A 24,976-nucleotide genomic window follows, 5' to 3' on the forward strand; every position below is an offset into this window, starting at 1 on the left:
CTCAGATGTCGGTGAACTTTGGTGCGCGCCGCTGCTGGAACGCCTGGGTGCCCTCGTGGAAGTCATTGGAGTGCAACAGCGAAAGCTGGCCGGTGGTCTCGCGTTCCAGCGCGGGCTCCAGCTCGGTGAGCGTCGCGGCGTTGATGGCGTTCTTGGTCAGGCGCAGCGAGGCCGCGGGGCCGGCGACGAGGGTCTCGACGACCTTGTCGACCTCGGCCTCGAAATCGTCGGCCGGGTAGACCGCGCTGACCAGGCCCCAGTTGTAGGCCTCCGCGGCGGGGATGCGCTCGGCCAGCAGTGCCATCCGCAGCGCGCGGATGCGGCCGACCGCGGCCGCGATGAGCGCCGACGCACCGCCGTCGGGCATCAGGCCGATCTTGGTGAACGCCAACATGAAGAAGGCCTTCTCCGAGGCGAGTACGACGTCGCAGGCCAGCGCGAGCGAGACCCCGACGCCGGCGGCGGCGCCGTGCACGACGGCGACGGCGGGCTGGGGCAGGTTCGCGATCGCGCGGATGCAGCGGTTGGCCGCGTCCAGCACGTCGTCGGGCGTGCCGGACGCGCCCGGATTGGCGTGGTCCTCTTCGCTGATGCCCGCTCCCGAGCAGAAGCCGCGGCCGGCGCCGCCGATGCGGACCACCCGCACCCGCGAGTCGTCCGCGGCGCGCTCCAGGGTTGCGGCGAACGTCTCCAGCATCGGCGCGCTGAGCGAGTTCAGGCTGTCGGGACGGTTCAGCGTCACGGTGAGCACGCCGCCGTCGAGGCTGACGGTGAGGTGGTCGATGCCCTCATAGGCGTCGGTGATGGTCATGAATGTCCCCTTCGTCGGGGGCCTTCCAGACTGCTGAAGCCCCGTGGCCCGGTCGACTTGGTTATACAAGTAAGCTATGTCGCGGTCAACCGATCGATACTCATGAAGGGCGGTCAGCGTGGCTGGACCACTGCAGGGACTTCGAGTTGTGGAGCTGGCCGGCATCGGCCCCGGGCCCCACGCCGCAATGATTCTCGGCGACCTCGGCGCCGACGTGGTGCGCATCGAACGCCCAGGTAAGGGCCCCGGACCGGCGACCAATCCGAGTCGTGACTATCTGCTGCGCAACCGCCGCTCGGTCGCGGCGAACCTGAAGAGCGACGAGGACCGCGACATGGTTCTGCGGCTGATCGCCAAGGCCGACGTGCTGATCGAGGGTTTCCGGCCCGGCGTCACCGAGCGGCTCGGCCTCGGCCCGCAGGATTGCGCCAAGGTCAACGAGAAGCTGATCTACGCCCGCATGACCGGGTGGGGGCAGGACGGTCCCCGCGCCCAGCAGGCCGGGCACGACATCAACTACATCTCACTCAACGGCGCGCTGCACGCGATCGGGCGCAAGGGGGAGCGGCCGGTGCCGCCGCTGAACCTCGTCGGTGACTTCGGCGGCGGCTCGATGTTCCTTCTGGTGGGTGTGCTCTCGGCGCTCTACGAGCGGGAGCGTTCGGGTAAGGGCCAGGTCGTCGACGCGGCGATGGTCGACGGCTCCAGCGTGCTGTCGATGATGATGTGGGCGTTCCGCGGCATGGGCATGTGGAGTGACGAGCGCGGCGTGAACATGCTCGACACCGGTGCGCCGTACTACGACACCTACACCTGCGCCGACGGCCGCCACATCGCGGTGGGCTGCATCGAGCCGCAGTTCTACGCGGAGTTCCTCAAGGGGATCGGCCTCGACGGCGCGGATCTGCCCGACCAGAACGACATGAGCCGCTGGCCGGAACTCAAAGAAGCCTTCACCAAGGCAATCGCGGCCCACGACCGCGATCACTGGGCGCGGGTCTTCGCCGGCACCGACGCGTGCGTGACGCCGGTGCTGTCCTTCGCCGAGGTGGAGTCCGAACCGCACAACACCGAGCGCGACACCTTCTACCGCGAGAACGGGTTCCTCTACCCGGCGCCCGCGCCGCGGTTCTCGCGCTCGGCCCCGGCCGCACCGAAGGCACCCGGGGTGCCCGGCGCGGACACCGAAGCCGTTCTGCAGGAATGGCTCTGACCTCTTCTTCTCTACAACCATCGAAAGGACAAATCAGGTGGAGATCAAAGACGCCGCCGCCGTCGTCACCGGAGGTGCCTCCGGCCTCGGACTGGCGACGACCAAGCGACTGCTCGACCGGGGCGCCTCGGTCGTCGTCATCGACCTCAAGGGTGAGGAAGTCGTCTCCGAGCTCGGCCCGCGCGCGAAGTTCGTCGAGGCCAACGTGACCGACCCCGAGCAGGTGGCCGTCGCACTGGACGCCGCCGAGGAGTTCGGCCCGCTGCGTATCAACGTCAACTGCGCCGGTATCGGCAACGCGATCAAGACGCTGAGCAAGGACGGCCCGTTCCCGCTCGACGGCTTCAGGAAGGTCGTCGAGGTCAACCTGATCGGCACCTTCAACGTGCTGCGCCTGGCCGCCGAGCGCATCGCCAAGACCGAGCCGATAAACGGCGAGCGCGGCGTCATCATCAACACCGCGTCGGTGGCCGCGTTCGAGGGCCAGATCGGCCAGGCCGCGTACTCCGCCTCCAAGGGCGGTGTCGTCGGTATGACCCTGCCGATCGCGCGTGACCTGTCCCGCGAGTTCATCCGCGTGTGCACCATCGCGCCGGGTCTGTTCAAGACCCCGCTGCTGGGCTCGCTGCCGGAGGAGGCGCAGGCCTCGCTGGGCAAGCAGGTTCCGCACCCGGCCCGCCTCGGCGACCCCGACGAGTACGGCGCGCTGGCCGTGCACATCGTCGAGAACCCGATGCTCAACGGTGAGACCATCCGCCTTGACGGCGCCATCCGCATGGCCCCGAGGTGATCGGGTGACGCTCAGGACGAAGTTCACCGAGGCGTTCGGGGTCGAGCACCCCATCGCCCAGGGTGGTATGCAGTGGGTGGGTCGCGCGGAACTCGTTGCGGCCGTGGCGAATGCGGGTGCGCTGGGTTTCATCACCGCGCTGACGCAGCCGACGCCGGCAGATCTGGCCAACGAGATTGCCAAGACGCGGGACCTGACGGACAAGCCGTTCGGTGTGAACCTGACGATCCTGCCCGCGATCAACCCGCCGCCGTATGACGAGTACCGCCAGGTGATCGTCGACTCGGGGATCAAGATCGTCGAGACGGCCGGCTCCAACCCGGCGCCGCACCTGCCGATGTTCCACGACAACGGCATCAAGGTGCTGCACAAGTGCACCTCGGTGCGGCACGCCGTCAAGGCGCAGAGCCTCGGCGTCGACGGCATCAGTATCGACGGGTTCGAGTGCGCGGGTCATCCGGGCGAGGACGATGTGCCCGGCCTGGTGCTGATCCCGGCCGCGGCCGACAAGATCGAGATCCCGATGATCGCCTCGGGCGGCTTCGCCGACGGCCGCGGGCTCGCTGCCGCGCTGGCGCTGGGCGCCGACGGCGTCAACATGGGTTCGCGGTTCATGTGCACTGTGGAGTCGTGCATCCACCAGAACGTCAAGGAGGCCATCGTGGCCGGTGACGAGCGGGGTACGGAATTGATCTTCCGCAGCCTGCACAACACCGCCCGGGTGGCGTCCAACGTGGTGTCGCGTGAGGTGGTGCAGATCCTCGCCGACGGTGGTCAGTTCGAGGACGTCAAGGATCTGGTGGCCGGTGTGCGCGGCCGCAAGGTGTTCGACGACGGCGATATCGACGCCGGGATCTGGACTGTCGGGACGGCGATGGGCCTGATCAACGACATCCCCGCGGTCGGCGATCTGGTCGCACGGATCGTCGGCGAGGCGGAGGAGATCGTCACCGGCCGGCTGGCGGGGATGGTCACGCCCGCGGCGGAGCGCGTCTAGCGTCAGGCAAACCGAAAATGGAGGAGCGCGCGTCCGGTGGACGCGCGCTCTTTCATACTGCGGTGGGCAGTGCCTGTTCGTCGTCGAGCTGCTCCGAGGTCAGGCCCTCGACGAGGAAATCGCCGTGGTAGAGCGCCTCGAAATCAACCTTGATGACATCAGCGTTGGTGTCGTCGATCCACATGTACTGGAGAGTAACCAGGCGGTCTAAGGAATCTTTGAGCTTGCTATCGGAAAACTGTGGCAATCCTTACCGCTCGGTAGGGTCTGCGCTTCACGGGGCGCTGAAGTGGATCGGGTTGACGCCGTAGAGCGCGATCCAGGTCAGGACCGCGGCGGCGAATGCGAGCACCAGCAGCCCCACTCTCACACGTGTTGACCAGGCGATTCGCGTCAACGCCCGGGCGTCGACCGAGTATGCGCCGGCGCCGGTGAACAGCAGCGCCGCGGCGCCGAGGCCGATCAGGAACGGGACGTTGAACGGATCGGACCAGAACGCCGCCGCCGATACGTTCACCGCCCACGCGCAGAGCATCGCGCCGAGTCCGGCGCACGCTGCCAGCGGAGTCAGCACGCCGAGAAGCACGCCGATGCCTGCGAGGGTCTCGGTGGCGGTGACCATGAACGCCGCGAACGCCGGGGCCCGCCACCCCGCGTCGGTCATGAACTGCACGGTCATCGGGAAGTCGGTGGCCTTGATCAGGCCGGCCTGAAGGAGCGCGGCGGCCACCCCGATCCGCAGGATCAGCAGCCCGATGTCGACGGTCCCGGCGGCGGGCGCGGTCGTGGTGGTTGGAGCTGTCGCTGTGTCGGTCATGTTCTCTACGACTCGCCGGCTCCCTGAAACTCATCGCAGGGGCGTCGCCCCCGCACCACCCGGACCCGGAACAGTGCACCGCGACGGTGCTGCACAATTTGGGGACTGGTTGAAGGAGGCCGTTGTTGAAGGAGGCCGTTGATGAGCGACGTCGTCGATAACCCGTTCTTCGCCCGGCTGTGGACGGCGATGTCGTCCCGCGAGCCGGAGTCGCTGCGGCGGCTGCGCCGGGAGAACCTCGCCGGGCTGACCGGCCGGGTGCTGGAGGTCGGCGCGGGCACCGGCACCAACTTCGAGTTCTACCCCGCGACGGTCAGCGAGGTGGTGGCCGTCGAACCGGAGCGCCGCCTCGCCGAACACGCCAGGGAGGCCGCCTCGGGGGCGGCCGTCCCGGTCGTCGTCAGCACCGACACCGTCGAACAGTTCGCCGACACCGAACCGTTCGACGCGGTGGTGTGCTCGCTGGTGCTGTGTTCGGTCGACAACCCGGACGACGTTGTCCGGCAGCTGTATTCGACTCTGAGGCCAGGCGGTGAGCTGCGGTACCTGGAGCATGTGGCCAGTGCGGGCGCCCGCGCGCGGCTGCAACGGATCGCCGACGCCACCGTGTGGCCGCGGCTGCTCGGGAACTGCCATACCCACCGGCACACCGAGGACACCATCACCGGCGCGGGATTCCGCGTCACGGCGGCGCGTCGGGAGTGGACGTTCCCGGCGTGGGTTCCGGTGCCGGTCGCCGAGTTCGCGATCGGGGTGGCGGTCCGTCCTACCTGAGGCCCGTAATGAACTATCCGAGCAGGGCGGGCAGTCGCTGCAGCAGTCCGGGCAGCGCGGCGACCGCCGACTCGCGCAAGGTCACCGTCGCACTCGACGACAACGGTGTCTCCTCGGGATTGACCTCGATCACCGGGACGCCGCGGGCGATCGCCAACTCGGGAAGGCCCGCGGCGGGGTAGACCACCGACGACGTCCCGACCGATACCACCACGTCGGCGTTGACGACCGCCTGCACCGACTTGTCCCAGGCTTCGTCGGGCAGCGCCTCGCCGAACCACACCACGTTCGGACGGATCAGCCCGCCGCAGGTGTCGCACTGCGGGGGATCGACCGACTCGACCGGCTCGGGCATGTCCGGGACGGCGCCGTGGTACGCGGATCCGCATACGTCGCAATGGAATTCGAACAAGCTGCCGTGCACGTGGTACACCCGGCTGCTGCCGGCGCGCTCGTGCAGGTTGTCGACGTTCTGGGTGATCACGTGCACGTCGGCGTAGTCCTCCCACGCCGCGACCGCGCGATGGGCGCTGTTCGGCGCCACCGCGCTCATCATGTGGTGGCGCCACAGATACCAGGCCCACACCCGGTCGGGGTGGGCGCGCCAGCCGTCCGCGCTGGAGATTTCGTACGGGTCGACCTTGGCCCACAGCCCGGTCTCGACATCGCGGAATGTCGGGACACCGCTTTCGGCGGAGATCCCGGCACCGCTGAATACCGTCACCTGCACGCCACCAAATTAGTCGCTGTAGGCAATACTGGGCACGTGGGGGACTTGGGGGATTGGGTACGCGTAGATCCGCACGCGTCCAGGCCGTTGTTCGACCAGCTCAGAACGCAGATCATCGCAGGGGTCCGGGACGGGGAACTCGCTCCCGGCACCCGGTTGCCGACGGTCCGCGAGCTGGCCGGTCAGATCAACCTGGCGGTCAACACCGTGGCGCGTGCCTACCGGGAGTTGGAAGCGGCGGGAATCCTGGAGACCAGGGGCAGGTTCGGCACCTTCGTGGCCCGGGCGGATCCCGCCGATGCCGCGATGGCGACGGCCGCGCACACCTACGTGTCCACGGCCCGCGCACTCGGGGTCGGCAAGGACGAGGCGCTGCGCTACATCGAGACGGCGTTCGGGTGATCAGCCGAACTCGAGCAGCGTGAACATCGGCCGCACGGAGTCGAGCAACGGCACGCGTGCGGCGGTCCACATCAACGCGTTGAGCAGTCGTCCGCGCACCCGCTCGACCGGAAGGTCGTGTACGGCGCGCACGCCCGGAACGGTGTTGACCAGGTCGGCGGCTTCGGCGAGGGTCAGCGAGAACGGCATCGAGGGCACCCGGTAGCGCAGGGACGCGCGCACCCCGCGCCGGACCAGGGACGCGAACGCCGACGGCGGCAGGTCGAAGATCATCTGACCGCCGGGGAAGCGGGCCGCGCACTCGGCGATCAGCGCCATCGCCTCCTCGGGCTGCAGGTACATCAGCAGTCCCTCGGCGGTGATGAACACCCCGTCGTCGGTCTTCACCCGGTCCATCCAGCTGAAGTCGAGCGCGGACTGGGCAACCATCTCGACACGGTCGGAGGCGGGCAGCAGCTTGCGCCGTAACTCGACCATCGGCGGCAGGTCGACCGTCAGCCACCGGAAGTCGTGGCCGACGTCCCGGGACGCGTCGCCTGCCGGCGCGTCGAGCCGGTAGAAGGAGGTCTGCAGCCCCTCGGCCAACGCGACCACGGTCGCGCGCGGGTGGTCCCGCAGGTAACGGCGGGTCCACTTGTCGAACACCAGCGCCCGCACCGCCATGTCCTGGCGCCGCGTGAAACCGAACTTCGCGAAGTCGTAGTCGATCGAATCGACCAGATGGATCGCCATCGGATCGTCGATCAGCGAATCGGGGCGCCGCGCCTCGGTGGCACGGACCAGCAAGGTCATCAGCGCGGTCTCGGACACTCCGGTGAGGTCGGCGGTGTGTTTGCCGTTCGGCGTCATCGTCAGCCCCTCCTGAATCGGGTTGGAAATCGAGACACCTGGTCCATCCTCCCAGACCGGCGGAAGTCGTAGGCTCGTGCCATGACCCGCGACGTTTTCGACGACAAGCTGCTGGCGCTGATCGCCGGGAACTCGCTCGGCGTGCTGGCCACGATCAAGCGCGACGGCAGACCGCAGCTGTCGAACGTGTCGTACCACTTCGACGCGCCGGCTCAGACCATCTCGGTGTCGATCACCGAGCCGCGGGCCAAGACCCGCAACCTGCGCCGCGATCCACGCGCCGCGATCCACGTGAGCTCCGACGACGGCTGGGCGTACGCGGTGGCCGAGGGGGATGCGGTGCTGAGCCCGCCCGCGGCGAACCCCGCCGACGAGACCGTCGAAGGATTGGTGGAGCTGTACCGCAAGCTCGCCGGGGAGCACCCCGACTGGGACGACTACCGCAGGGCCATGGTCGACGACCGCCGGGTCCTGATGACGCTGCCGATCTCCCACGTCTACGGCATGCCGCCGGGGAAGCGCTGAAACCGCGCGCGGCGGACTACGCTGCGGCCATGGCATCCAAGGAGTCGGCTCAGTCCGGCGAGGACGACAACAAGCGCAAGTTCCGGGAGGCGCTGGAGCGCAAGAACGCCAACGCGGTCAAGGGTTCGTCCCACAAGGACGGCGGCGCGAACAAGGCCAGGGGCTCCCACGGACCGGTGGAGAACCGGCGCGAGTTCAGGCGCAAGAGCGGCTAACGCCGAAATTGCATTCCAGCAGAAGTCTTCTCGACTTTTGCCTGCTGGAATGCAATTTCGGCGTTTCTCGGCTTAGTGCGCGACCGCCTTCTCGGCGCCGATCCCGGTCAGTGACCGGACCTCCATCTCGGCGGCGATCTTCGGGTCCTCGTCGTCGGGCGCGCTGAGCGTGCCGACGATGCCGAGGATGAAGGCCAGCGGGATCGACACGATGCCCGGGTTGGCCAGCGGGAACCAGGCGAAGTCCGCACCCGGGATCATCGCGGTCTTCGATCCGGACACCGCCGGGGAGAAGACGATCAGCACGATGGTCGAGATGAGACCGCCGTACATGCTCCACAGCGCGCCGCGGGTGTTGAACCGCTTCCAGTACAGCGAGTAGATGATCGTCGGCAGGTTCGCCGCCGCGGCGACCGCGAACGCCAGCGCCACCAGGAACGCGATGTTCTGGCCGTTGGCCAGGATGCCCAGCCCGATCGCGAGGATGCCGAGCACCACCGCGGTGATCCGCGAGACCCTCACCTGCTCGGCCTCGGTCACCTTGTGAGACTTCAACACCGACGCGTAGATGTCGTGGGCGAACGACGCCGACGCGGTGATCGTCAGCCCGGCCACGACCGCCAGGATCGTCGCGAACGCGACCGCGGAAATGATGCCGAGCAGGATCACGCCGCCGAGTTCGAACGCCAGCAGTGGCGCCGCCGAGTTCACCCCGCCTGCCGCGCCGAGGATGCGGTCCGGACCGACCAGCGCCGCCGCGCCGTAACCGAGCACCAGGGTGAACAAGTAGAACGCGCCGATCAGCGCGATGGCCCAGACCACCGATCGCCGCGCTTCTTTCGCGGTCGGCACCGTGTAGAAGCGCATCAGCACGTGTGGCAGACCCGCGGTGCCGAGTACCAGCGCCAGCGCCAGCGAGATGAAGTTGATCTGCGAGGTCAGCGAACCGCCGTACTGCGCGCCCGGCGCCAGCACGTCACGGTCGGCGACGCCCGCGGTGGTCGCACCACTGATGGCCGACTGCGCCGAACCGAGGATCTCGGAGAAGTTCACGCCGAACTTCACCAGCACCATCACCGTCATGAAGCCCGCGCCGGCGATCAGCAGCACGGCCTTGATGATCTGTACCCAGGTGGTGCCCTTCATCCCGCCGACGAGCACGTAGACGATCATCAGCACGCCGACCACCGCGATCACCACGGACTGGCCGGCGCGGCTGTTGATGTCGAGCAGCAGGGCGACCAGGCCACCGGCGCCGGCCATCTGCGCCAGCAGGTAGAACAGCGACACCGCCAGGGTGTTCGTCGCCGCGGCGAGCCGAACCGGACGCTGCTTGAGCCGGAAGCTCAGCACGTCGGCCATCGTGAATTTTCCTGTGTTGCGGAGCAATTCGGCGACCAGGAGCAGGGCCACCAGCCAGGCGACGAGGAAGCCGATCGAGTACAGGAAGCCGTCGTAGCCGTAGACCGCGATCGCGCCGGCGATACCGAGGAAGCTTGCCGCCGACAGATAGTCACCGGCGATCGCGATGCCGTTCTGCGGGCCCGAGAATCCGCGGCCGCCGGTGAAGAACTCGTCGGCGGTGGCGTTGCGCTTGCTCGCCCGGATCACCACGATCATCGTCACGACGACGAAGAGGCTGAAGATCCCGATGTTGGCCGCCGGGTTGCCGACGGTCTCGGATTGGGCCAGAAGGGTGGTCATTTGATCTCACTCTCCAGTCGGGTGCGGATCGCCTCGGCGCGCGGGTCGAGCTCGCGGTTGGCGAACCGTACGTAGAGGCCGGTGATCAGGAAGGTCGACAGGAACTGGCCGAGCCCGATGAGCAGCCCGATGTTGATGTCGCCCCACACCCGGGTGGCCATGAAGTCGTGGGCGAAGGCGCCCAGCAGAACGTAGACGGCGTACCAGACGAGAAAGACCGCCGTCATCGGGAACACGAACCGGCGCAACCGGGTGCGCAGTTCCTGGAATTCGGGGCTGGCCTGGACTTCTAGATAGCGTTCGCCGCTGATGGCTTCCGGGCGAATCGGAAGGTCTGTCTCGGACACCTTGATCTCACGCTCCTGACTACTGTGAACCGGCTCTGGCGCAAACGTAGTTGAGATGCAGGTCACATACCCTGCTCGGTCGCGGTGCACACGGTGAGCACCGATGATGCTGCGGTGAACGGTCGGCTCACGACGATGAACGGTGCGCGGTTTTGCGCTAGCCCCGGGGCGTGCGCTCGATCCCCATCCCCAGATGTTCCGGAACGTGCATCCGCGCGAACGTCTGCGCGACGTCGGCCGGTCTGCTGTCCCGGGTGAGCCGACTGACGACGATCATCGTCGCGAACGCCAGCGGAACGCTGACTGCGGCCGGATAACCGATCAGCACCGCCGGCCAACCGCCGAGTGCGGCCTCGTCGACACCGCCGATGACCGCGACGGTCACCGCGCCACCGGAGAGCACACCGCCGACGGCAAGACCGCTCATCGCCCCGCGGGCGGTCAGGCCGCGCCACCAGATACCGAGCACCAGCAGCGGGCACAGTGTCGACGCGGCGACGGCGAACGCCAGCCCGACGCTGCGGGACAGCTCGAGATCGCCAGAAGCGGCCAGCGCCAACGGGATCGGGATCAACCCGCCGACCACGGCGGCGAGCCGGAAGTCCCGCACCCGGCCGGGCAGCACATCGGTGGCCAGCGCACCGGCGAAACTGACCAGCAGTCCCGACGACGTCGCCAGGAACGCCGCGATCGCGCCGGCGGCCACCAACGCCGCCAGTAGTTGGCCGACCGGTCCCGCGAACGCCGACGCGGGGGCGAGCAGGACCGCCGCGTCGGCGGTGCCGGTGATGAGCAGTTGCGGTACGTACCACCGCGAGAACACCCCGAGCAGCGTCGGGAACAGATAGAACAATGACAGCAGCGCGATGACGGCCAGCGCTGTGCGCCGCGCCGCGCGGCCGTCGGGGTTGGTGTAGAAGCGCACGAGCACGTGCGGCAGCCCCATCGTGCCGAGGAACGTCGCGACGATGATCGACAGCACCTGATAGAGCGGATGGCTGCCGCCGAGCCCGCCGCCGGAGGCGATCCAGTCCCGGCCCGTGCTCGGTGTTCCGGCGACGACCGGGGTGGCCGCCCCCGCTGCCAGCGTCAGCGAACTACCCGCCCCGAGGGTGTGCTCCCCGGCCGGTCCGATCGCGGTGTTCTGCACCGGCCTGCCGTCGAGGGTGCCGGTCACGGTGATACCCGCAGGCGCTGCCACCTGGACGACGACGTCGGTCTCGATCTGGACGGCCGTCTCGTTCTGCACCGTCGGCGGCAGCGGCCCGCCGAGCTCGCCGCCGCGGTCGCTGAAGAACAGCCCGGCCAGCGCCAGCGCCGGGATCGCGACCGCGGTCAGCTTCAACCAGTACTGGAAGGCCTGCACGAACGTGATCGAGCGCATGCCGCCACCCACCACGTTCATGATCACGATCGCGCCGACGACCAGTGGGCCCAGCCAAACCGGGGTGCCGAGAAGGGTTTTCAGCGCCAGCCCGGCTCCCTGGTACTGGGGGACCAGGTAGAAGACGCAGATCACCACGACGACGAGCATCGCGACCTTGCGCAACCTGACCGAGCCGAGCCGGAACTCGGCGAAGTCGGGGACGGTGTAGGCGCCGGAGCGGCGCAGCGGCGCGGCGACGAACAGCAGCAGGCCCAGATAGCCGGCGGTGAATCCGACCGGGTACCACAACGCGTCGGCGCCGTACTTGGCGATCAGCCCGGCGACGCCGAGAAACGATGCGGCCGAGATGTATTCGCCGGATATCGCGGCGGCATTCCACCGGGATCCGACGGTGCGTGACGCGACCAGGAAGTCCGAGGTGGTGCGGGAGAACCGCACCCCGTACGCGCCGATCGCGACGGTCGCGACGGCCGCGGCCAGCAGCGCGAAAGCGGTCAGTGGTGATCCGGTCACGGCTCGGCGTCGATCACCCGGACGAAGTCGCGTTCGGCCTGTTCGGCCAATCGCACGTAGAACCGGCCGATTCCGTAGAGCAGCGGATACACCAGGCCGGCCAGGACCAGCCAGTTCAACCGGATGCCGAACACGCTGACCGCGCCCAGCGCCGGGAAGGCGGCGTTCAGCAGCGGGATCGCGCCGATCAGGCCGACCACCACCGCCGCCAGCCGCAGCGCCAGCCCCAACTGCGCGCGCACCAGGCCGCGCACCAGCGCGTCACCCACCTGCGTCTGCTCCTGAACCTCGACGCGGGTGCGGACCATCCGGGCGCCGCGACGGTGCGCCAGCACCACGCGCTGGCGTTGCGGCCGTTCGCTACTGGTCATCGGGGGTTCCTGCCGGACGCAGGTGCCGCATCGGGTTACGCACCACCCGGTCGCGCAGTTCGCGGGCCTGGCGCCGACTCACCGGGAGCTCGACCGCCGGTGATGCGCCGTTGGCCCGCAACCGCACCAGAACGGCGCCGTCGGCGGTGCGCAGCCCCGACACCAGCCGCAGCGCCACCAGGTAGGACCGGTGCACGCGCTGGAATCCGCGGTCCCGCCAACGTGTTTCGAGGGTGCTCAGCGGTATGCGGACCAGGTGCGAACCGGACGCCGAGTGCAGCCGGGCGTAGTCGCCCTCGGCCTCGACCCAGCCGATGCTGTCGCGTGGGATCAGATGGGTGACTCCGCCGAGTTCGGCAGGGATCACGTCCGATTCGGGCTCGCGGATGGCGTCGTCGTCGCCGGCGGGAGCCGCGGTCTGCGCGCCCGCGACCCGGCGCACCGCGGCGTCGAGGCGTTCCTCGCGGATCGGCTTGAGCAGATAGTCGAGTGCGCCGACGTCGAATGCCGCGACAGCCTTGTCGTCATGGGCGGTCACGAACACGATCGCCGGGCGCTGCGCGTAGTTGGCGAGCACCCCGGCCAGTTCGATGCCGGACAGGCCGGGCATGTTGATGTCCAGGAACACCGCGTCGATGGGGCGCTGATTGAGCTCCCGCAGCGCCGACGTCGCGTCGCCGGCACGGAACACCTCGCCGATGGCCGGATGCCTGCCCAGCAGGTAGGCCAATTCGTCGAGGGCAGGGGCTTCGTCGTCGACGGCCAGCACGGTCAGCGGTCGCGTCACGATCTGACCACTCCGAATCCACCTCCGCTGGCCCGCACACCGGACCGGAACTTCGGCACCCGCATCACGACCTTGGTGCCCGCCCCGATCGCGGTTTCGACCACCAGACCGTAGTCGTTGCCGAAGGCGGCGCGCAGCCGATGGTCGACATTCGTCAACCCCACGTGTGCGCCCGCGCGGTCGCTGTTGGTGGTCTCGGACAGCGCGTCGCCAGGCCCGGCGCGCAGCGCCTCGGGATCCATTCCGACGCCGTCGTCTTCGACGGTGATGACGCAGTCGGAGCCTTCGTCACGGGCGATCAGCTCGATGGAACCGCTTCCGCGTCCGGCGAAGCCGTGCCGCACCGCGTTCTCTACCAGTGGCTGCAGCGCCAGGAACGGGACGACGACGTTGAGCACCTCCGGCGCCACGCGCAGCGTCACTTTCAGGGCGGGCCCGAACCGGGCCCGTTCGAGCGTGAGATAGCGGTCGATGTTGCGCAGTTCGTCCGACAGGGTGGTGAACTGGCCCGCCGCGCGGAACGAGTAGCGGGTGAAGTCGGCGAACTCCAGGATCAGCTCGCGGGCGCGGTCGGGGTCGGTGCGCACGAACGACGCGATGGTGTTCAGCGCGTTGTAGATGAAGTGCGGGCTGATCTGGGCGCGCAGCGCGAGCACCTCGGCGCGGTCCAGCCTCGCGCGCGACGCGTCGAGCTCGGCGAGCTCGATCTGGCTGGCCGCATACCGGGCGACTTCGCCGACCGCGCCCAGCATGCCGGGGCCGGGGGAGCGGGTGGTCACGACCACCAGCACCCCCCAGCAGGTCGCCCGCCTCGGTCAACATCGGCTGGGCGATCACCGCGGAATCCTTGGCGTGCGTCATCACCCGCCGCTGCCCGGAGATCGATTCGCGCGCGGCACCGTCGCACGCGTCGCACACGTCCTGCGGCCACACCAGGTCGAGGTCGGGGTCGCGGATCAGTGGTTCGCCGTCGCCGTCGAACAGTGCGAGGCCGTCGGTGCCGGTGAGTTCACGCAGAAACGGCGCGGACGCCTCGGCGGATTCGGTGTCCAGGCCTTGGCGCAATGCGCGCGCCGCCAGCGAGGCGGTGTGCAGTGCGGCGTGCACGGCACGTTCCGTCGGGGTGGCCACCACACGGCGGGTGCGGACCGCGACGACAACCGCCGCCACGGCGAGCAGGATCAGCGCGGCGGTGAGTGCGATCTCCAGCGCGCCTGACATAGCGCTACGTTACTTCGCCGCACGATGCCGAATCTCGCTTACGGCAGCCGCATTGACGGCGGGTGTCATCCCCTACTGGATGGGGCAGGCGTACTTCTGTGCCACCGCCATCGCGCGCTGCTGCGCGCCGGGGCCGAGCACCCCCTGGGCCGCCAGCTCGAGGCCGATGTATCCCGGGACGCCGCCGATGCACGACTGGTGGGCCAGCCGCCACGCGGTGTCGGGATTGAGGTGGTAGCCGTTGGCCTGCAGGCCCTGCATGTAGGCGTCGAATTCCGGGGTGCCCTGATCGGGTATCGCGTGCGCTGTGCCCGCCAACGCGATCGCGGTGACGATCGCCGCACCAAGACCCGCCAGTACCCGCCCCATGACCGCCTCCTCCGGTTTCCGGGTTCACGATGACACATCGCGGCCGATCTGAGGCTCGAATGCGCAGCTCACCGCGGTTGCCGCGGGTCCTAGACTGGCCGCGTGGCGAAATTGCAGTTGGTTCAGGATCCCGCGGCCGACGAGTTGTTGGAGGCCAATCCGTTCGCACTGCTGGTCGGCATGCTGCTCGACCAGCAGATCCCGATGGAGGTGGCGTTCGGCGGCCCGAAGAAGATCGCCGACCGGATGGGCCGCTTCGACGCCGAGACCATCGCCGACTACGACCCCGAGGCGTTCACCGCGCTGTGCGCGCAAACGCCTGCGGTGCACCGATTCCCGGGGTCGATGTCGAAGCGGGTGCAGGCGCTGGCGCAGGTCATCGTCGACGAGTACGGCGGCGACGCGGCCGCGCTGTGGTCCGACGGCGCCGACGGCAAAGAGGTGCTGCGCAGGCTCAGGGCGCTGCCCGGTTTCGGCGAGCAGAAGGCCAAGATCTTCCTCGCGCTGCTCGGCAAGCAGTACGGCGTCGACCCGAAAGGGTGGCGCGCCGCGGCCGGCGACTACGGCAAGGCGGGCGTGCACATGTCGGTCGCGGACGTGAAGGATCCGGGGTCGCTGCAGAAGGTGCGGGCGTACAAGAAGGAAGCCAAAGCGGCAGCGAAGGCCGCCAAGGCCTGAGCCATAGACACAGCGAAGGCCGCTAAGGCCTGACCTCGGCGTCGAGTGCCGCCAGATCGGTGAGCACCTTGGCGACCACGCGCCCCGTCGCGGTCGCGGTGTCCAGCCCGTCGGCCAGGCAGCGCAACGTGATGCCCCGCGTCGTCAGATCGGCGACCGTATGTGTCACCTCGGTGACGGTCCGGCCCAGCCGTTCCAGCGCGACGACCACGACCACGTCGCCCGCGCGGGCGTAGCTCAGCAGGGCGAGCAGCCCGGCGCGCATCTTGTCCGCCGAGCCCGAGGTCTTGTCGGTGAAGATCCGTCGCGGATCGACTCCCGCGGCCGCGAGTTCGGCGAGTTGCTCGTCCAGGCTCCCGCAGTCACCCGCGGCCGTCGCATAACCCAACGTGACCGCCACGCTTTCCAAGGTCTCACGCCGGAGCGCGCGGCGTCACAGAGACTCGCCGTCGAAGCGCTCCCGCGTCGCGAACTCGGCCACCGGTTTGCGGGTCAGCTTCGTGACCTGGCGTTGCGGGCGGCCCAGTGGCAGCACGGCCGCGACTGCATACTCGTCCGGTATGCCGAGCAGGTTCTTGACGGCGGGTTCCTCGGCGACCACCATCGTCGTCAGCACCCCGCCGAAGCCCTCGTTGCGCGCCGCGAGCAACACGTTCCACACGAACGGGTAGACCGAGGCGCCGGCGACCACCCCGACGCGGTCGAGGTTCTGGTCGAAGGCCGCGACGACAGACAGGTCCACGCAGACCACCAGCACCACGGCTGCGGTCAGCAGAGGGAGTGTCTGTTCGGCGGGCACCTCGGTCGCGGCGACCTCGTCTTGTGTGACGCCCATGGGGTGCACCGGATTCCACGGTGCCTCGCCGTTGCGCTGCTGCGCGATGTAGCGGCGTGCACCGGTCTGGGTCAGCGTCGCGAGAGCATCGCGGGTGGCGCGCTCGCGCACCGCGATGACGTGCACGCCCTGCCGGTTGCCGCCGCTCGGTGCGAACCGCGCGTGGTCGAGGATTCGGGCCAGTACATCGTCGGGCAGTGGGTCGTCGGTGAAACGCCGGACCGCGCCGGTCGTCCGCATCACGTCGTAGAGGTCCATATCGGGTGATCTCGTCCTATCGCAGGGCCGGTGCTGTGCCATTGTTATGTCATGGCGAAGACACACCTGAACTGCCCCTGCGGCGAAGCGATCACCGGCAAGGACGAAGAGGATCTCGTGGAGAAGGCCCAGAAGCATCTGTCCGAGGTGCATCCCGGCCGCGAGTACGACCGCGACGCCATTCTTTTCATGGCCTACTGACCCACCAAAACGCCGAACTGGGATTCCCGGTTGTGAATCTGGCCAGATTCACAACCGGGAATCCCAGTTCGCGTCGAGGGGGAAGGTGCGGCGTCAGGGGACGACGGTCGAGCCGATCGTCGGCATGAACTGACACTGCTTCTCGGTCGTCGAGACCTGGCCGAAGATGGTGGTCATGATGCTGCCCGATCCGGTGTCGGCGATCGCGGTCAGCGTGGTCGGGCCCTCGGGATTGAGGTCCGGGCGCGGTTTGAGGGTGACGCTGCCGGACTTGCCGGTGGTCAGGTTCACCCAGGTCGCGTTCAACGGGAGCTTCTGTTCGGCGGCGGGGCCGGGGGTGCCGATCGCGGTGAACACGTAGGCCGTCTGACCGGGGCCCGGACCGGGCAGCGGAATCGTCGCCGGGCCCGCGACTGAGATCGCGGTCGCCAGCACGTTGCCGCCGTCGGCGCCGCAGCCGTTGCTGATCGACGGATACAGGAAGTCCTGTGTCACCGGAGCGTTCGGACCGAAGCCGCCCGCTTCCCCGGTCGCGTTGGCCACCGGCGTGACCGGAGCGCCGGGTGCTGCCGGCGCCGGGACCGGGACGGGCACCTCGGCACCCGCCGCGGGCCCGGGGGCCGGTCCCGGAGCCGGTACCGCGCCCGGTGCCGCGGCCGTGGCCGCGGGTGCGTGGGCCGCATCGGGCAGCGCCTGCGGCACCGCCTCCTGCACGGGCCCGAGCGCATGCCGCGGGTCGACCCCGGCCGGCAGGTGCGCCTCGAACCCCGGTACCGCCCCGGTCGCGGGGACGTGGGCGACGGGCTGGGCGACGAACGTGTTGACCGCCGATGCCACGTCGCGGGACGGCTTCGGCGCCGCCATGTCCCCGGCGAACACCGCGGCGGCGGCCATCAGCATGGACGCGGCGTTGGTCGGATCCGAGGCCGCCTGCTGGATCACCGGCCCGAGACTCTGCACCGCGGGCAGACCGGGGGCCTGCAGCCCGTCGATCGGCGGCGGGGCAGGCACCGGTGCCGACGGTTCAGCGTGGGCGACGCCCGCGCTGACCGCCAGTAGCGCCGAAGAGCACACCGCCATCGCCGCCGTGAGCATCGTCTTCGTCGTTGCTTTACGCCCGGTCGTGGACATGATCCCCCAATTGGTCGATGTGTCGGTGGAGTTCGGTGGCCTGGTGATGGTCAGCGCGTCACGGCAGGGCCGACAGCGGCGAGAACGCCGGCGGAATTGCCGGGGCGGCAGCAGGTGCCGTCGCCGGGGCGACCGTCGCCGGTGCCGTCGCGGCGCCCGGCAGGAGGCTCGCCAGCGGGTTGCCGGCGGGCAGCAGCGAGGCGAGTCCGCCCGGCAGCTGGTCGGTCAGACCGGCCAGCGGAGAGACCGGCGCGGCCGCGGGCACCGTCGTGTTGGCGACGGGCACCGTGGTGATGTTGCCGTTGCCCAGCGGGGTGGCCCCGGGCAGCGTCGCGTCGGGCAGCGTCGCGGCGGGCAGGATGGCCGCCGGCTGCGGAAGCTCGATGGACGCCGTCGCACCGGGACCCGACACCGGCGTGGCCGGCGTGGCCGTCGCGGTGGCTGCCGGGGCGTTACCCATCAGGTTCGCGAAACCCTGCATGAGCTGGGTGGCGGCCGCCGGATTCGCGGCCAGCTGCTGCAGGAACGGCAGGCCGGGGATCTCGGGGGCGGGCGCCGGGGCGGGCGCGGGCTGCGCGGCGGCGGGGGCGCCGAGCGCCAGCGCAGCCGACACCGCCCCAGCCGCGGCGAACATCGTTGTGGCGAAAAGTTTCCGGGTGCGGTGCATCAGAGATCTCCCAATCCTCAAGTCGGCCGTAAATGACATCGATGGCATGCCTGCACCCGAAGCTAGCCTGTTACTAGAGTTACTCAAGTGACAAGAGTGGCATTTATGGAACCGTTACTGAGGTGAAGGCAGACGGTGACCGCTCGCTAGAGTCGGTCCGATAAACACCACCGAGCCCGTGACCGGGGCGACCGCGCGTCTTCGCGCGGCCGCCCCGCTGCTGTTGGTCCTGAGCATCGCCGCGCGGCTGGCCTGGACGTATCTGGTGCCCAACGGCGCGAACTTCGTGGATCTGCACGTCTATGTCGGCGGCGCCGCGGAGCTCGACGGCCCGGGCACGCTCTACGAGTACGTCTATGGCGAGCAGACGCCGGACTTCCCGCTGCCGTTCACGTATCCGCCGTTCGCCGCGGTGGTGTTCTATCCGCTGCACGTGCTGCCGTTCGGGGTGGTCGCGTTCCTGTGGCAGGTCGGCATCATCGCCGCCCTCTACGGTGTGGTCCGGATGAGCCAGCGATTGCTGCCGGAGGACTCCGGCGCGCGCGGGCCACGCGTCGCGATGCTGTGGACGGCGGTCGGGATCTGGACCGAACCGCTGCGCAGCACCTTCGACTACGGCCAGGTCAACGTGCTGCTCGTGCTCGCGACGCTGTACGCGGTGTACAGCACGCGGTGGTGGCTGTCGGGGTTGCTCATCGGGCTGGCGGCCGGGGTGAAGCTCACCCCGGCGGTGGCCGGTCTGTACTTCGTCGGTGCCCGCCGATGGGCGACGGTGGTGTGGTCGGCGGTGGTCTTCGCACTGACGATCGCCGTGTCGGCGGTGCTGGTCGGTGACCAGACCCGGATCTACTTCACCGAACTGCTCGGCGACGCCGACCGCGTCGGGCCGGTCGGCACGTCGTTCAACCAGTCCTGGCGAGGCGGGATCTCGCGCATCCTCGGCCACGACGCCGGATACGGGCCGCTGGTGCTGCTCGGCATCGCGGTGACGGTCGTCGTCGCGGTGCTGGCGTGGCGTGCGATCGGCGGCGCGCAGGACCGGCTGGGCGGCATCGTCGTGGTGCAGCTGTTCGGGTTGCTGCTGTCGCCGATCTCGTGGACGCACCACTGGGTGTGGCTGATCCCGCTGATCATCTGGCTGCTGCACGGCCCGCTGCGCGCGCAGCTCGGCGCGCGGGTGCTGGGCTGGGGCTGGCTGGTCCTGATCCTGGTCGGGGTGCCGTGGTTGCTCAGCTTCGCGCAGCCGACGATCTGGACCATTCCGCGGCCCTGGTATCTCGCGTGGGCGGGCCTGATCTACATCGTGGCCACGTTGGCGACGCTGGGGTGGATCGCTATCCGAGGATCCCGTCGATATCGCGCGCCATCTGGATGTCCTTCTCCGTGATGCCGCCCTCGGAGTGCGTGACCAACACAAAAGTCACTGTCCGCCAACGGATGTCGATGTCCGGGTGGTGGTCTTTGCTCTCCGCGTGCTCGCCTACGCGCCGGACGGCGTCGATGCCGTCGAGGAATGCCGGGAATCTCACCGACCTGCGTAGCGCCCCGTTGACGCGTTCCCAGTCGTCGAGTTCGGGCAGTGCCGCGTCTACCTGTTCGTCCGTCAAGACAGCCATGCTGCCGACGGTATACCGTCTGCGCCGATGCCGAATCTGATCGTCGTCGCCGGTGCGCTGGTCGAGCACGGCGCTCTGCTGGTGGCCCAGCGCGTCCGCCCGCCCGAGTTGGCCGGGCTCTGGGAACTGCCCGGCGGCAAGGTCGGCCCCGGCGAGAGCGACGAGGCCGCCCTTGCGCGGGAGTTACAGGAGGAACTCGGGGTGGAGGTCGCCGTCGGTGCGCGACTCGGCGCGGACGTGACGCTGACGGAGACGGCGATTTTGCGCGCCTACCTCGTGACCCGGATCCACGGTGTGGTCACCGCACATGATCATCGTGCGCTGCGCTGGGTGGGTGCCGACGAATTGTCGAGTGTGGCCTGGGTGCCGGCCGACCGGGCATGGTTGCCCGATCTGGCCGACCACCTAGCGCGCGGCGGCGGGGAGCAGGGTCGCAACGGCTGACGCGCCCCGCTCTGTGAAACGCAATCTGCGCCAAGGTGATTCGAAGAAGTTGGCCGGCCACGTCGAGCACGTCGCAGCGGCCTGACGTCTTTCACGCGGGCGCCGGTGGCACGCCACGCGAAGCAATGCGCTCAAGGCGTCCTTGTCCAGAGCGCCGTGGCCCACCGTGGTCAGCGACGGTGCCATCAGCGCGACGACCTACGCCGCGGCGTTGTCGTCCGACTTCCTGGTGGCAGGCTTCCTCGGAGCACGATCCGTGCGCTCGGCCGGCTTGCCGGCCTCGGCGGCGGAAGCAGAGTCGGCGGCGGATTCCGACGTGGTGGGTTCCGGCGTGGTGGCTGGGTCGTTCGCGGTGTCCGCCGTCTCGGTGATGTCTTCATCCACGGCCGCGTGCTCCGAACCGTCCGACACGTCTTTCTCGTCGTCCGTCGAATCTTCCGAAACCGCCGAGATATCGCTGGAATCCTCTGCGGACTCGGCGAACTCGTCCTCCATCTTCGCTTTCTCGGGCGTAGTGAACGTGGCCGTGATATCACCGGAGGAAGTGTCCGTCGGTGCCGCAGGGGTGACGGAAGGCATTCCGAGTGCGTCGCGAATTCCTCGATCGAGGGCCTTGCCGAGGTCGGCGGTCAGCGTTACCAGGTTGATTCGCGGAATCAGGCGGGCCGGCGTGTTCTGGCCCATCGGAATGGTCCGGTCATATCCGGTGTCGATCAACACCTTCAGCGTGGGCTCGATCAACTTCATCACCGGTTCGATGAACCCGGACGTGCCGGTGACCGCGGCGAGATCGCGGATCGGTTGCAGCAGCGGGAGGTGCTTCGACGGGATCAGGACATAAGTGTTGTCCCAGTCCTCGGGGTTGCCGTTCGGATCCTGCCCTTTTCCGGGGTACTTCTGCACCGTCGCCGAGGCGAGCAGCTCTGCGAACGACTCCTCGCTGGTCGAACCCCAAGGGAACGAGGCGTTGATGGCGGACGGGTCGGCATAGGTCAGGTGGGCGTAGAAGAAGCCGAGGGTCGCGTTGAGAGTCGCCAACAGATTGATCGGGTACAGCGGCGCGTCGGAGATGATGTCGTACTCGTAGGAGATGTCGGTCATCCGGTAACCGGTGTCGGTCGGGGTCGCGCCGTCGAAGGTGATGCCGATGAACGGGATGGTGAGGCCGTTGAATCGGGCCCCGATCCCGCCGTTGGGGCGGCTCCAGTTGCCCACCAGGACGACCTCGAGCTGATCGGCGTCCGGCACGATCTTGTCGTTGTCCTCCGCATAGGCAGGGTCGGCGAGATTGCGCAGTTGCAGATTGGTGATCCGGCCGCTCTGCGAGTAGCCGAAGATGACGACGTTCTCCCCGGGTTCGGCGTGCAGTTGCTGTTGCAGCGCCGCGTCCAGATAATCCAACCCCACCTCGGTCGATCGGTTGAAGGACAGCGCGGTCAGCCCGCCGTAGACCGGCCAGAACTCCTCCGGTCCATAGACAGGGCGGGCCTGGCAGCTCACCTCGCCGCAGGTGGAGTTGGGTTCGATGTAGCGACGCATGGCATTGGCGACGTAGGGCGCTTCGGGCCAGGGGCGTCCGGAGTTCCCCATGATCAGAGCGACGGGGTCGGCCAGGGCCGCCGCCGCCCCGGTCAATGTCGAACCGACGGCGAGCATCGCGGCGCCGAGCATCGCGACGACGGTGACGAGCAGAGACCGGATGAACGCAGGCATTGAGGACGCTCCAGATCCAACCGGCTGTACCGCCGGGCTAGTGGGCTCCCATACCCGCGCCGATGACGGCTTATGCCAACGTCTTCGGCCGGCCTCAATAACGCAGGCGGTCGCCCACGACACGCACGTCGGCCCGCGCGTCGCGGTGCGCGAGCGCGTGGATCGGATGCGTCAGCACCGGATGCCTGCACTGCGGGCACGACGCCTGGCTCTTGTTCGCCGAACTGAACGTCAGGTGCCGGCACTGGCTACATCGGACGATGTAGAAGGCACCGACCCAGTTGGCCAGGCCCAGGAAGATCGCCAGCGTGGTCAGCGTGGCGAGCACAGTGATGAGGACGATGGTGAGCACCGTGTAAACCGTCATGAAGGCACCTCCAGAACACGCCCGACGGGTCCCTCAAAGGTACGCCCGCAGGGCGTGGACCTGCTGAAAAACGGCTCACGCCTTCCTGGCTCGCTGGTACACCTTCGTCAGATCCTTGCCGCGGATCCCGTTGAGTTCGGCCTTGTGCACCTTGTGGAGCACCAGCGGGCAGCGCTTGCACCGGGGCTTGCTGCGGCAGCACTTTTTCTTCGGCTTGAGGTCGGCAAGCTTCTTGGCTTTCACGTGACGGGAATCTCTCGTTTTCGTGATCGGTGCAGTGCACTGCGACAATCGGCACGTGACTGCACGCCCGGATTTTCGCAACGTCGCCATTGTGGCCCACGTCGACCATGGCAAAACCACTCTGGTCGACGCGATGCTGCGTCAATCCGGTGCCCTGAGCCACCGCGGTGACGACGAGATCGAACGCCTGATGGATTCCGGTGACCTGGAGAAGGAAAAAGGAATCACCATCCTGGCCAAGAACACGGCCGTGCACCGGCACCACCCTGACGGCACCATGACCGTCATCAACGTGATCGACACCCCCGGCCACGCCGACTTCGGTGGCGAGGTCGAACGCGGCCTGTCGATGGTCGACGGTGTGGTGCTGCTCGTCGACGCGTCCGAGGGGCCGCTGCCGCAGACTCGGTTCGTGCTGCGCAAGGCCCTAGCCGCGCACCTGCCGGTGATCCTGGTCGTCAACAAGACCGACCGTCCCGACGCCCGCATCGCCGAGGTCGTCGAGGAGAGCCACGACCTGCTGCTCGACGTCGCCTCCGACCTCGACGAGGAGGCCCAGGCGGCCGCCGAGATGGCGCTGGACCTGCCGACGCTGTACGCCTCCGGGCGTGCCGGGATCGCCAGCACCACCCAGCCCGCCAACGGTGAGAACCCCGACGGCGAGAATCTCGACCCGCTGTTCGATGTGCTGCTCGAGCACATCCCGCCGCCGAAGGGCGACCCCGAAGGGCCGTTCCAGGCGCTCGTGACCAACCTCGACGCATCGGCGTTCCTCGGCCGGCTCGCCCTGATCCGGATCTACAAGGGCCGCCTCAAGAAGGGGCAGCAGGTCGCGTGGATGCGTGAGGTCGACGGCCACCCCGTCATCACCAACGCCAAGATCACCGAGGTGCTGGTCACCGTCGGCGTCGAGAGGACGTCGACCGACGAGGCCGTCGCCGGCGACATCGTCGCGATCGCCGGCGTCCCGGAGATCATGATCGGCGACACGCTGGCCGACCCCGACCATGCGCACGCGCTGCCGCGCATCGCCGTCGACGAGCCCGCGATCTCGGTGACCATCGGCACCAACACCTCGCCGCTGGCCGGCAAGGTGTCCGGGCACAAGCTCACCGCGCGGATGGTTAAGAATCGCCTGGATTCCGAGCTGGTCGGCAACGTGTCGATCAAGGTCGTCGACATCGGCCGCCCGGACGCCTGGGAGGTGCAGGGCCGAGGCGAGCTGGCGCTGGCCGTCCTCGTCGAGCAGATGCGCCGCGAGGGCTTCGAGCTCACGGTCGGCAAACCGCAGGTGGTCACCCAGACCATCGACGGCAAGCTGCACGAACCGTTCGAAGCGCTGACCATCGACTGCCCCGAAGAACACCTCGGCGCGATCACCCAGCTGCTGGCCGCCCGCAAGGGCCGGATGGAGCAGATGACCAATCACGCCGCGGGATGGGTGCGGATGGACTTCATCGTCCCCAGCCGCGGCCTGATCGGGTTCCGCACCGACTTCCTGACACTGACCCGCGGCACCGGCATCGCCAACGCGGTCTTCGACGGCTACCGTCCATGGGCCGGCGAGATCCGCGCCCGCCACACCGGGTCGCTGGTGTCCGACCGCAGCGGCCAGATCACGCCGTTCGCGATGATCCAGCTCGCCGACCGCGGGCAGTTCTTCGTCGAACCCGGGCAGGAGACCTACGAGGGCCAGGTCGTCGGCATCAACCCGCGCGCCGAGGATCTCGACATCAACATCACCCGGGAGAAGAAGCTGACCAACATGCGGTCCTCCACGGCCGACGTGATGGAGACGCTGGCCCGGCCGCTGGAACTCGACCTGGAGAAGGCGATGGAGTTCTGCGCGGAGGACGAATGCGTCGAGGTGACCCCCGAGATCGTGCGGGTGCGCAAGGTCGAACTGACCGCATCGCTGCGCGCGCGAGCCAAGGCGCGGGCCAAAGCGCAGGCCAACAACTGACCCCGGTGGGCGTGCACGCCCTGGTTACCCTGTAGAGC

31 protein-coding genes and 1 pseudogene are annotated in these 24,976 nt (G+C 68.6%); 12 read left to right on the plus strand and 20 right to left on the minus strand.

Going from position 1 to position 24,976, the window contains the following annotated elements:
* Position 1 precedes the first annotated feature (1 nt).
* Positions 2 to 811, minus strand: coding sequence for an enoyl-CoA hydratase (locus tag NTM_RS13895; RefSeq protein ID WP_163766632.1), 810 nt, complete (start codon positions 809 to 811; stop codon positions 2 to 4).
* Between the two features lie 118 nt (positions 812 to 929).
* Between NTM_RS13895 and NTM_RS13900 the strand changes: the two genes are divergently transcribed.
* Genes NTM_RS13900 through NTM_RS13910 form a run of 3 tightly spaced genes read left to right on the plus strand, consistent with a single transcriptional unit; the run spans position 930 to position 3,811 of the window.
* Positions 930 to 2,024, plus strand: a complete 1,095-nt coding sequence (locus NTM_RS13900; protein ID WP_163766633.1) for a CaiB/BaiF CoA transferase family protein — start codon at positions 930 to 932, stop codon at positions 2,022 to 2,024.
* A 37-nt stretch (positions 2,025 to 2,061) separates the two neighbouring features.
* Positions 2,062 to 2,814: a 3-hydroxyacyl-CoA dehydrogenase gene (locus NTM_RS13905; RefSeq protein WP_163766634.1), complete on the plus strand. Its 753-nt coding sequence runs from the start codon at positions 2,062 to 2,064 to the stop codon at positions 2,812 to 2,814.
* A 4-nt stretch (positions 2,815 to 2,818) separates the two neighbouring features.
* Positions 2,819 to 3,811 (plus strand): NAD(P)H-dependent flavin oxidoreductase, encoded by a 993-nt coding sequence (locus NTM_RS13910; protein WP_163766635.1) that lies wholly within the window; start codon positions 2,819 to 2,821, stop codon positions 3,809 to 3,811.
* 52 nt (positions 3,812 to 3,863) lie between these two features.
* Here the strand turns inward: NTM_RS13910 and NTM_RS29005 are convergent, their stop codons facing one another.
* The gene (locus NTM_RS29005) at positions 3,864 to 3,995 is read right to left on the minus strand and encodes a hypothetical protein (protein WP_104863957.1); all 132 of its coding nucleotides are present in this window, start codon (positions 3,993 to 3,995) and stop codon (positions 3,864 to 3,866) included.
* 90 nt (positions 3,996 to 4,085) lie between these two features.
* Complete coding sequence (locus tag NTM_RS13915; RefSeq protein ID WP_163766636.1) at positions 4,086 to 4,628, minus strand: DoxX family protein; 543 nt, start codon at positions 4,626 to 4,628, stop codon at positions 4,086 to 4,088.
* A gap of 141 nt (positions 4,629 to 4,769) precedes the next feature.
* Between NTM_RS13915 and NTM_RS13920 the strand changes: the two genes are divergently transcribed.
* Positions 4,770 to 5,402, plus strand: a complete 633-nt coding sequence (locus NTM_RS13920) for a class I SAM-dependent methyltransferase (protein WP_163766637.1) — start codon at positions 4,770 to 4,772, stop codon at positions 5,400 to 5,402.
* A gap of 13 nt (positions 5,403 to 5,415) precedes the next feature.
* Here the strand turns inward: NTM_RS13920 and NTM_RS13925 are convergent, their stop codons facing one another.
* A complete protein-coding gene (locus tag NTM_RS13925) occupies positions 5,416 to 6,132 on the minus strand; it encodes an NAD-dependent deacylase (RefSeq protein WP_170311979.1) in 717 nt (238 codons plus the stop codon).
* A gap of 36 nt (positions 6,133 to 6,168) precedes the next feature.
* Here NTM_RS13925 and NTM_RS13930 point away from each other — a divergent pair, with 36 nt between their 5' ends.
* A complete protein-coding gene (locus tag NTM_RS13930) occupies positions 6,169 to 6,534 on the plus strand; it encodes an Rv1152 family transcriptional regulator (RefSeq protein ID WP_104863954.1) in 366 nt (121 codons plus the stop codon).
* Here NTM_RS13930 and NTM_RS13935 read toward each other — a convergent pair whose 3' ends face one another.
* Positions 6,535 to 7,383 (minus strand): class I SAM-dependent methyltransferase, encoded by an 849-nt coding sequence (locus NTM_RS13935; protein WP_104863953.1) that lies wholly within the window; start codon positions 7,381 to 7,383, stop codon positions 6,535 to 6,537.
* Positions 7,384 to 7,464: 81 nt separating this feature from the next.
* Between NTM_RS13935 and NTM_RS13940 the strand changes: the two genes are divergently transcribed.
* Both NTM_RS13940 and NTM_RS13945 read left to right on the plus strand, forming a co-directional pair.
* On the plus strand, positions 7,465 to 7,908 hold the full coding sequence (locus NTM_RS13940; RefSeq protein ID WP_104863952.1) for a PPOX class F420-dependent oxidoreductase: 444 nt from the start codon (positions 7,465 to 7,467) through the stop codon (positions 7,906 to 7,908).
* A gap of 29 nt (positions 7,909 to 7,937) precedes the next feature.
* Positions 7,938 to 8,123 (plus strand): DUF5302 domain-containing protein, encoded by a 186-nt coding sequence (locus tag NTM_RS13945; RefSeq protein ID WP_083145470.1) that lies wholly within the window; start codon positions 7,938 to 7,940, stop codon positions 8,121 to 8,123.
* A gap of 72 nt (positions 8,124 to 8,195) precedes the next feature.
* On the opposite strand, the gene NTM_RS13950 is transcribed toward NTM_RS13945, so the two are convergent.
* The 7 genes and pseudogenes from NTM_RS13950 to NTM_RS13980 all read right to left on the minus strand — a co-directional run bounded on the left by NTM_RS13950 (position 8,196) and on the right by NTM_RS13980 (position 14,822).
* A complete protein-coding gene (locus NTM_RS13950) occupies positions 8,196 to 9,827 on the minus strand; it encodes a monocarboxylic acid transporter (RefSeq protein WP_083145469.1) in 1,632 nt (543 codons plus the stop codon).
* A complete protein-coding gene (locus tag NTM_RS13955) occupies positions 9,824 to 10,174 on the minus strand; it encodes a DUF485 domain-containing protein (protein ID WP_104863950.1) in 351 nt (116 codons plus the stop codon). The genes NTM_RS13950 and NTM_RS13955 overlap by 4 nt, the downstream gene beginning before the upstream one ends.
* Positions 10,175 to 10,331: 157 nt before the next feature.
* Entirely contained in the window at positions 10,332 to 12,074 is a 1,743-nt protein-coding gene (locus NTM_RS13960; protein WP_104863949.1) for a sodium/solute symporter, read from the minus strand.
* Positions 12,071 to 12,445 (minus strand): hypothetical protein, encoded by a 375-nt coding sequence (locus tag NTM_RS13965; RefSeq protein ID WP_104863948.1) that lies wholly within the window; start codon positions 12,443 to 12,445, stop codon positions 12,071 to 12,073. The genes NTM_RS13960 and NTM_RS13965 overlap by 4 nt, the downstream gene beginning before the upstream one ends.
* A complete protein-coding gene (locus tag NTM_RS13970) occupies positions 12,435 to 13,232 on the minus strand; it encodes a LytR/AlgR family response regulator transcription factor (protein WP_163766638.1) in 798 nt (265 codons plus the stop codon). The genes NTM_RS13965 and NTM_RS13970 overlap by 11 nt, the downstream gene beginning before the upstream one ends.
* Positions 13,229 to 14,453, minus strand: a pseudogene (locus NTM_RS13975) (sensor histidine kinase). Before NTM_RS13975 ends, NTM_RS13970 begins: the two are co-directional and overlap by 4 nt.
* Positions 14,454 to 14,525: 72 nt before the next feature.
* On the minus strand, positions 14,526 to 14,822 hold the full coding sequence (locus tag NTM_RS13980) for a DUF732 domain-containing protein (RefSeq protein ID WP_104863945.1): 297 nt from the start codon (positions 14,820 to 14,822) through the stop codon (positions 14,526 to 14,528).
* Positions 14,823 to 14,924: 102 nt separating this feature from the next.
* Here NTM_RS13980 and NTM_RS13985 point away from each other — a divergent pair, with 102 nt between their 5' ends.
* On the plus strand, positions 14,925 to 15,500 hold the full coding sequence (locus tag NTM_RS13985) for an HhH-GPD-type base excision DNA repair protein (RefSeq protein ID WP_163766639.1): 576 nt from the start codon (positions 14,925 to 14,927) through the stop codon (positions 15,498 to 15,500).
* Between the two features lie 22 nt (positions 15,501 to 15,522).
* On the opposite strand, the gene NTM_RS13990 is transcribed toward NTM_RS13985, so the two are convergent.
* A complete protein-coding gene (locus NTM_RS13990; RefSeq protein WP_104863943.1) occupies positions 15,523 to 15,900 on the minus strand; it encodes a recombinase family protein in 378 nt (125 codons plus the stop codon).
* 33 nt (positions 15,901 to 15,933) lie between these two features.
* Positions 15,934 to 16,593: a nitroreductase family protein gene (locus NTM_RS13995; protein WP_163766640.1), complete on the minus strand. Its 660-nt coding sequence runs from the start codon at positions 16,591 to 16,593 to the stop codon at positions 15,934 to 15,936.
* Between the two features lie 51 nt (positions 16,594 to 16,644).
* Between NTM_RS13995 and NTM_RS14000 the strand changes: the two genes are divergently transcribed.
* Positions 16,645 to 16,794 (plus strand): DUF1059 domain-containing protein, encoded by a 150-nt coding sequence (locus NTM_RS14000; protein ID WP_083145459.1) that lies wholly within the window; start codon positions 16,645 to 16,647, stop codon positions 16,792 to 16,794.
* A gap of 93 nt (positions 16,795 to 16,887) precedes the next feature.
* Here the strand turns inward: NTM_RS14000 and NTM_RS14005 are convergent, their stop codons facing one another.
* Together NTM_RS14005 and NTM_RS14010 are read right to left on the minus strand one after the other, a co-directional pair.
* Positions 16,888 to 17,925: an Rv1157c family protein gene (locus NTM_RS14005; protein WP_104863941.1), complete on the minus strand. Its 1,038-nt coding sequence runs from the start codon at positions 17,923 to 17,925 to the stop codon at positions 16,888 to 16,890.
* Between the two features lie 58 nt (positions 17,926 to 17,983).
* Positions 17,984 to 18,592, minus strand: a complete 609-nt coding sequence (locus NTM_RS14010) for a hypothetical protein (protein ID WP_104863940.1) — start codon at positions 18,590 to 18,592, stop codon at positions 17,984 to 17,986.
* 178 nt (positions 18,593 to 18,770) lie between these two features.
* On the opposite strand from NTM_RS14010, the gene NTM_RS14015 reads away from it, so the two are divergent.
* Positions 18,771 to 19,979, plus strand: a complete 1,209-nt coding sequence (locus NTM_RS14015; protein ID WP_232079707.1) for a mannosyltransferase — start codon at positions 18,771 to 18,773, stop codon at positions 19,977 to 19,979.
* On the opposite strand, the gene NTM_RS14020 is transcribed toward NTM_RS14015, so the two are convergent.
* The gene (locus tag NTM_RS14020; protein ID WP_104863938.1) at positions 19,927 to 20,208 is read right to left on the minus strand and encodes a 4a-hydroxytetrahydrobiopterin dehydratase; all 282 of its coding nucleotides are present in this window, start codon (positions 20,206 to 20,208) and stop codon (positions 19,927 to 19,929) included. The genes NTM_RS14015 and NTM_RS14020 overlap by 53 nt on opposite strands.
* Positions 20,209 to 20,235: 27 nt before the next feature.
* Between NTM_RS14020 and NTM_RS14025 the strand changes: the two genes are divergently transcribed.
* Positions 20,236 to 20,652 (plus strand): (deoxy)nucleoside triphosphate pyrophosphohydrolase, encoded by a 417-nt coding sequence (locus NTM_RS14025; RefSeq protein WP_163766641.1) that lies wholly within the window; start codon positions 20,236 to 20,238, stop codon positions 20,650 to 20,652.
* Positions 20,653 to 20,850: 198 nt separating this feature from the next.
* Here NTM_RS14025 and NTM_RS14030 read toward each other — a convergent pair whose 3' ends face one another.
* From NTM_RS14030 to NTM_RS28555, 3 genes are all read right to left on the minus strand, one after another.
* Positions 20,851 to 22,365 (minus strand): PE-PPE domain-containing protein, encoded by a 1,515-nt coding sequence (locus NTM_RS14030; RefSeq protein ID WP_163766642.1) that lies wholly within the window; start codon positions 22,363 to 22,365, stop codon positions 20,851 to 20,853.
* 94 nt (positions 22,366 to 22,459) lie between these two features.
* Positions 22,460 to 22,732 (minus strand): hypothetical protein, encoded by a 273-nt coding sequence (locus NTM_RS14035; RefSeq protein ID WP_104863935.1) that lies wholly within the window; start codon positions 22,730 to 22,732, stop codon positions 22,460 to 22,462.
* 75 nt (positions 22,733 to 22,807) lie between these two features.
* Positions 22,808 to 22,975, minus strand: a complete 168-nt coding sequence (locus tag NTM_RS28555; protein ID WP_104863934.1) for a hypothetical protein — start codon at positions 22,973 to 22,975, stop codon at positions 22,808 to 22,810.
* 55 nt (positions 22,976 to 23,030) lie between these two features.
* On the opposite strand from NTM_RS28555, the gene typA reads away from it, so the two are divergent.
* The gene (typA, locus tag NTM_RS14040) at positions 23,031 to 24,938 is read left to right on the plus strand and encodes a translational GTPase TypA (protein WP_104864217.1); all 1,908 of its coding nucleotides are present in this window, start codon (positions 23,031 to 23,033) and stop codon (positions 24,936 to 24,938) included.
* Positions 24,939 to 24,976 lie beyond the last annotated feature (38 nt).

The organism is Mycolicibacterium parafortuitum (assembly GCF_010725485.1).
In the GTDB taxonomy this organism is placed as follows: Bacteria; Actinomycetota; Actinomycetes; order Mycobacteriales; family Mycobacteriaceae; genus Mycobacterium.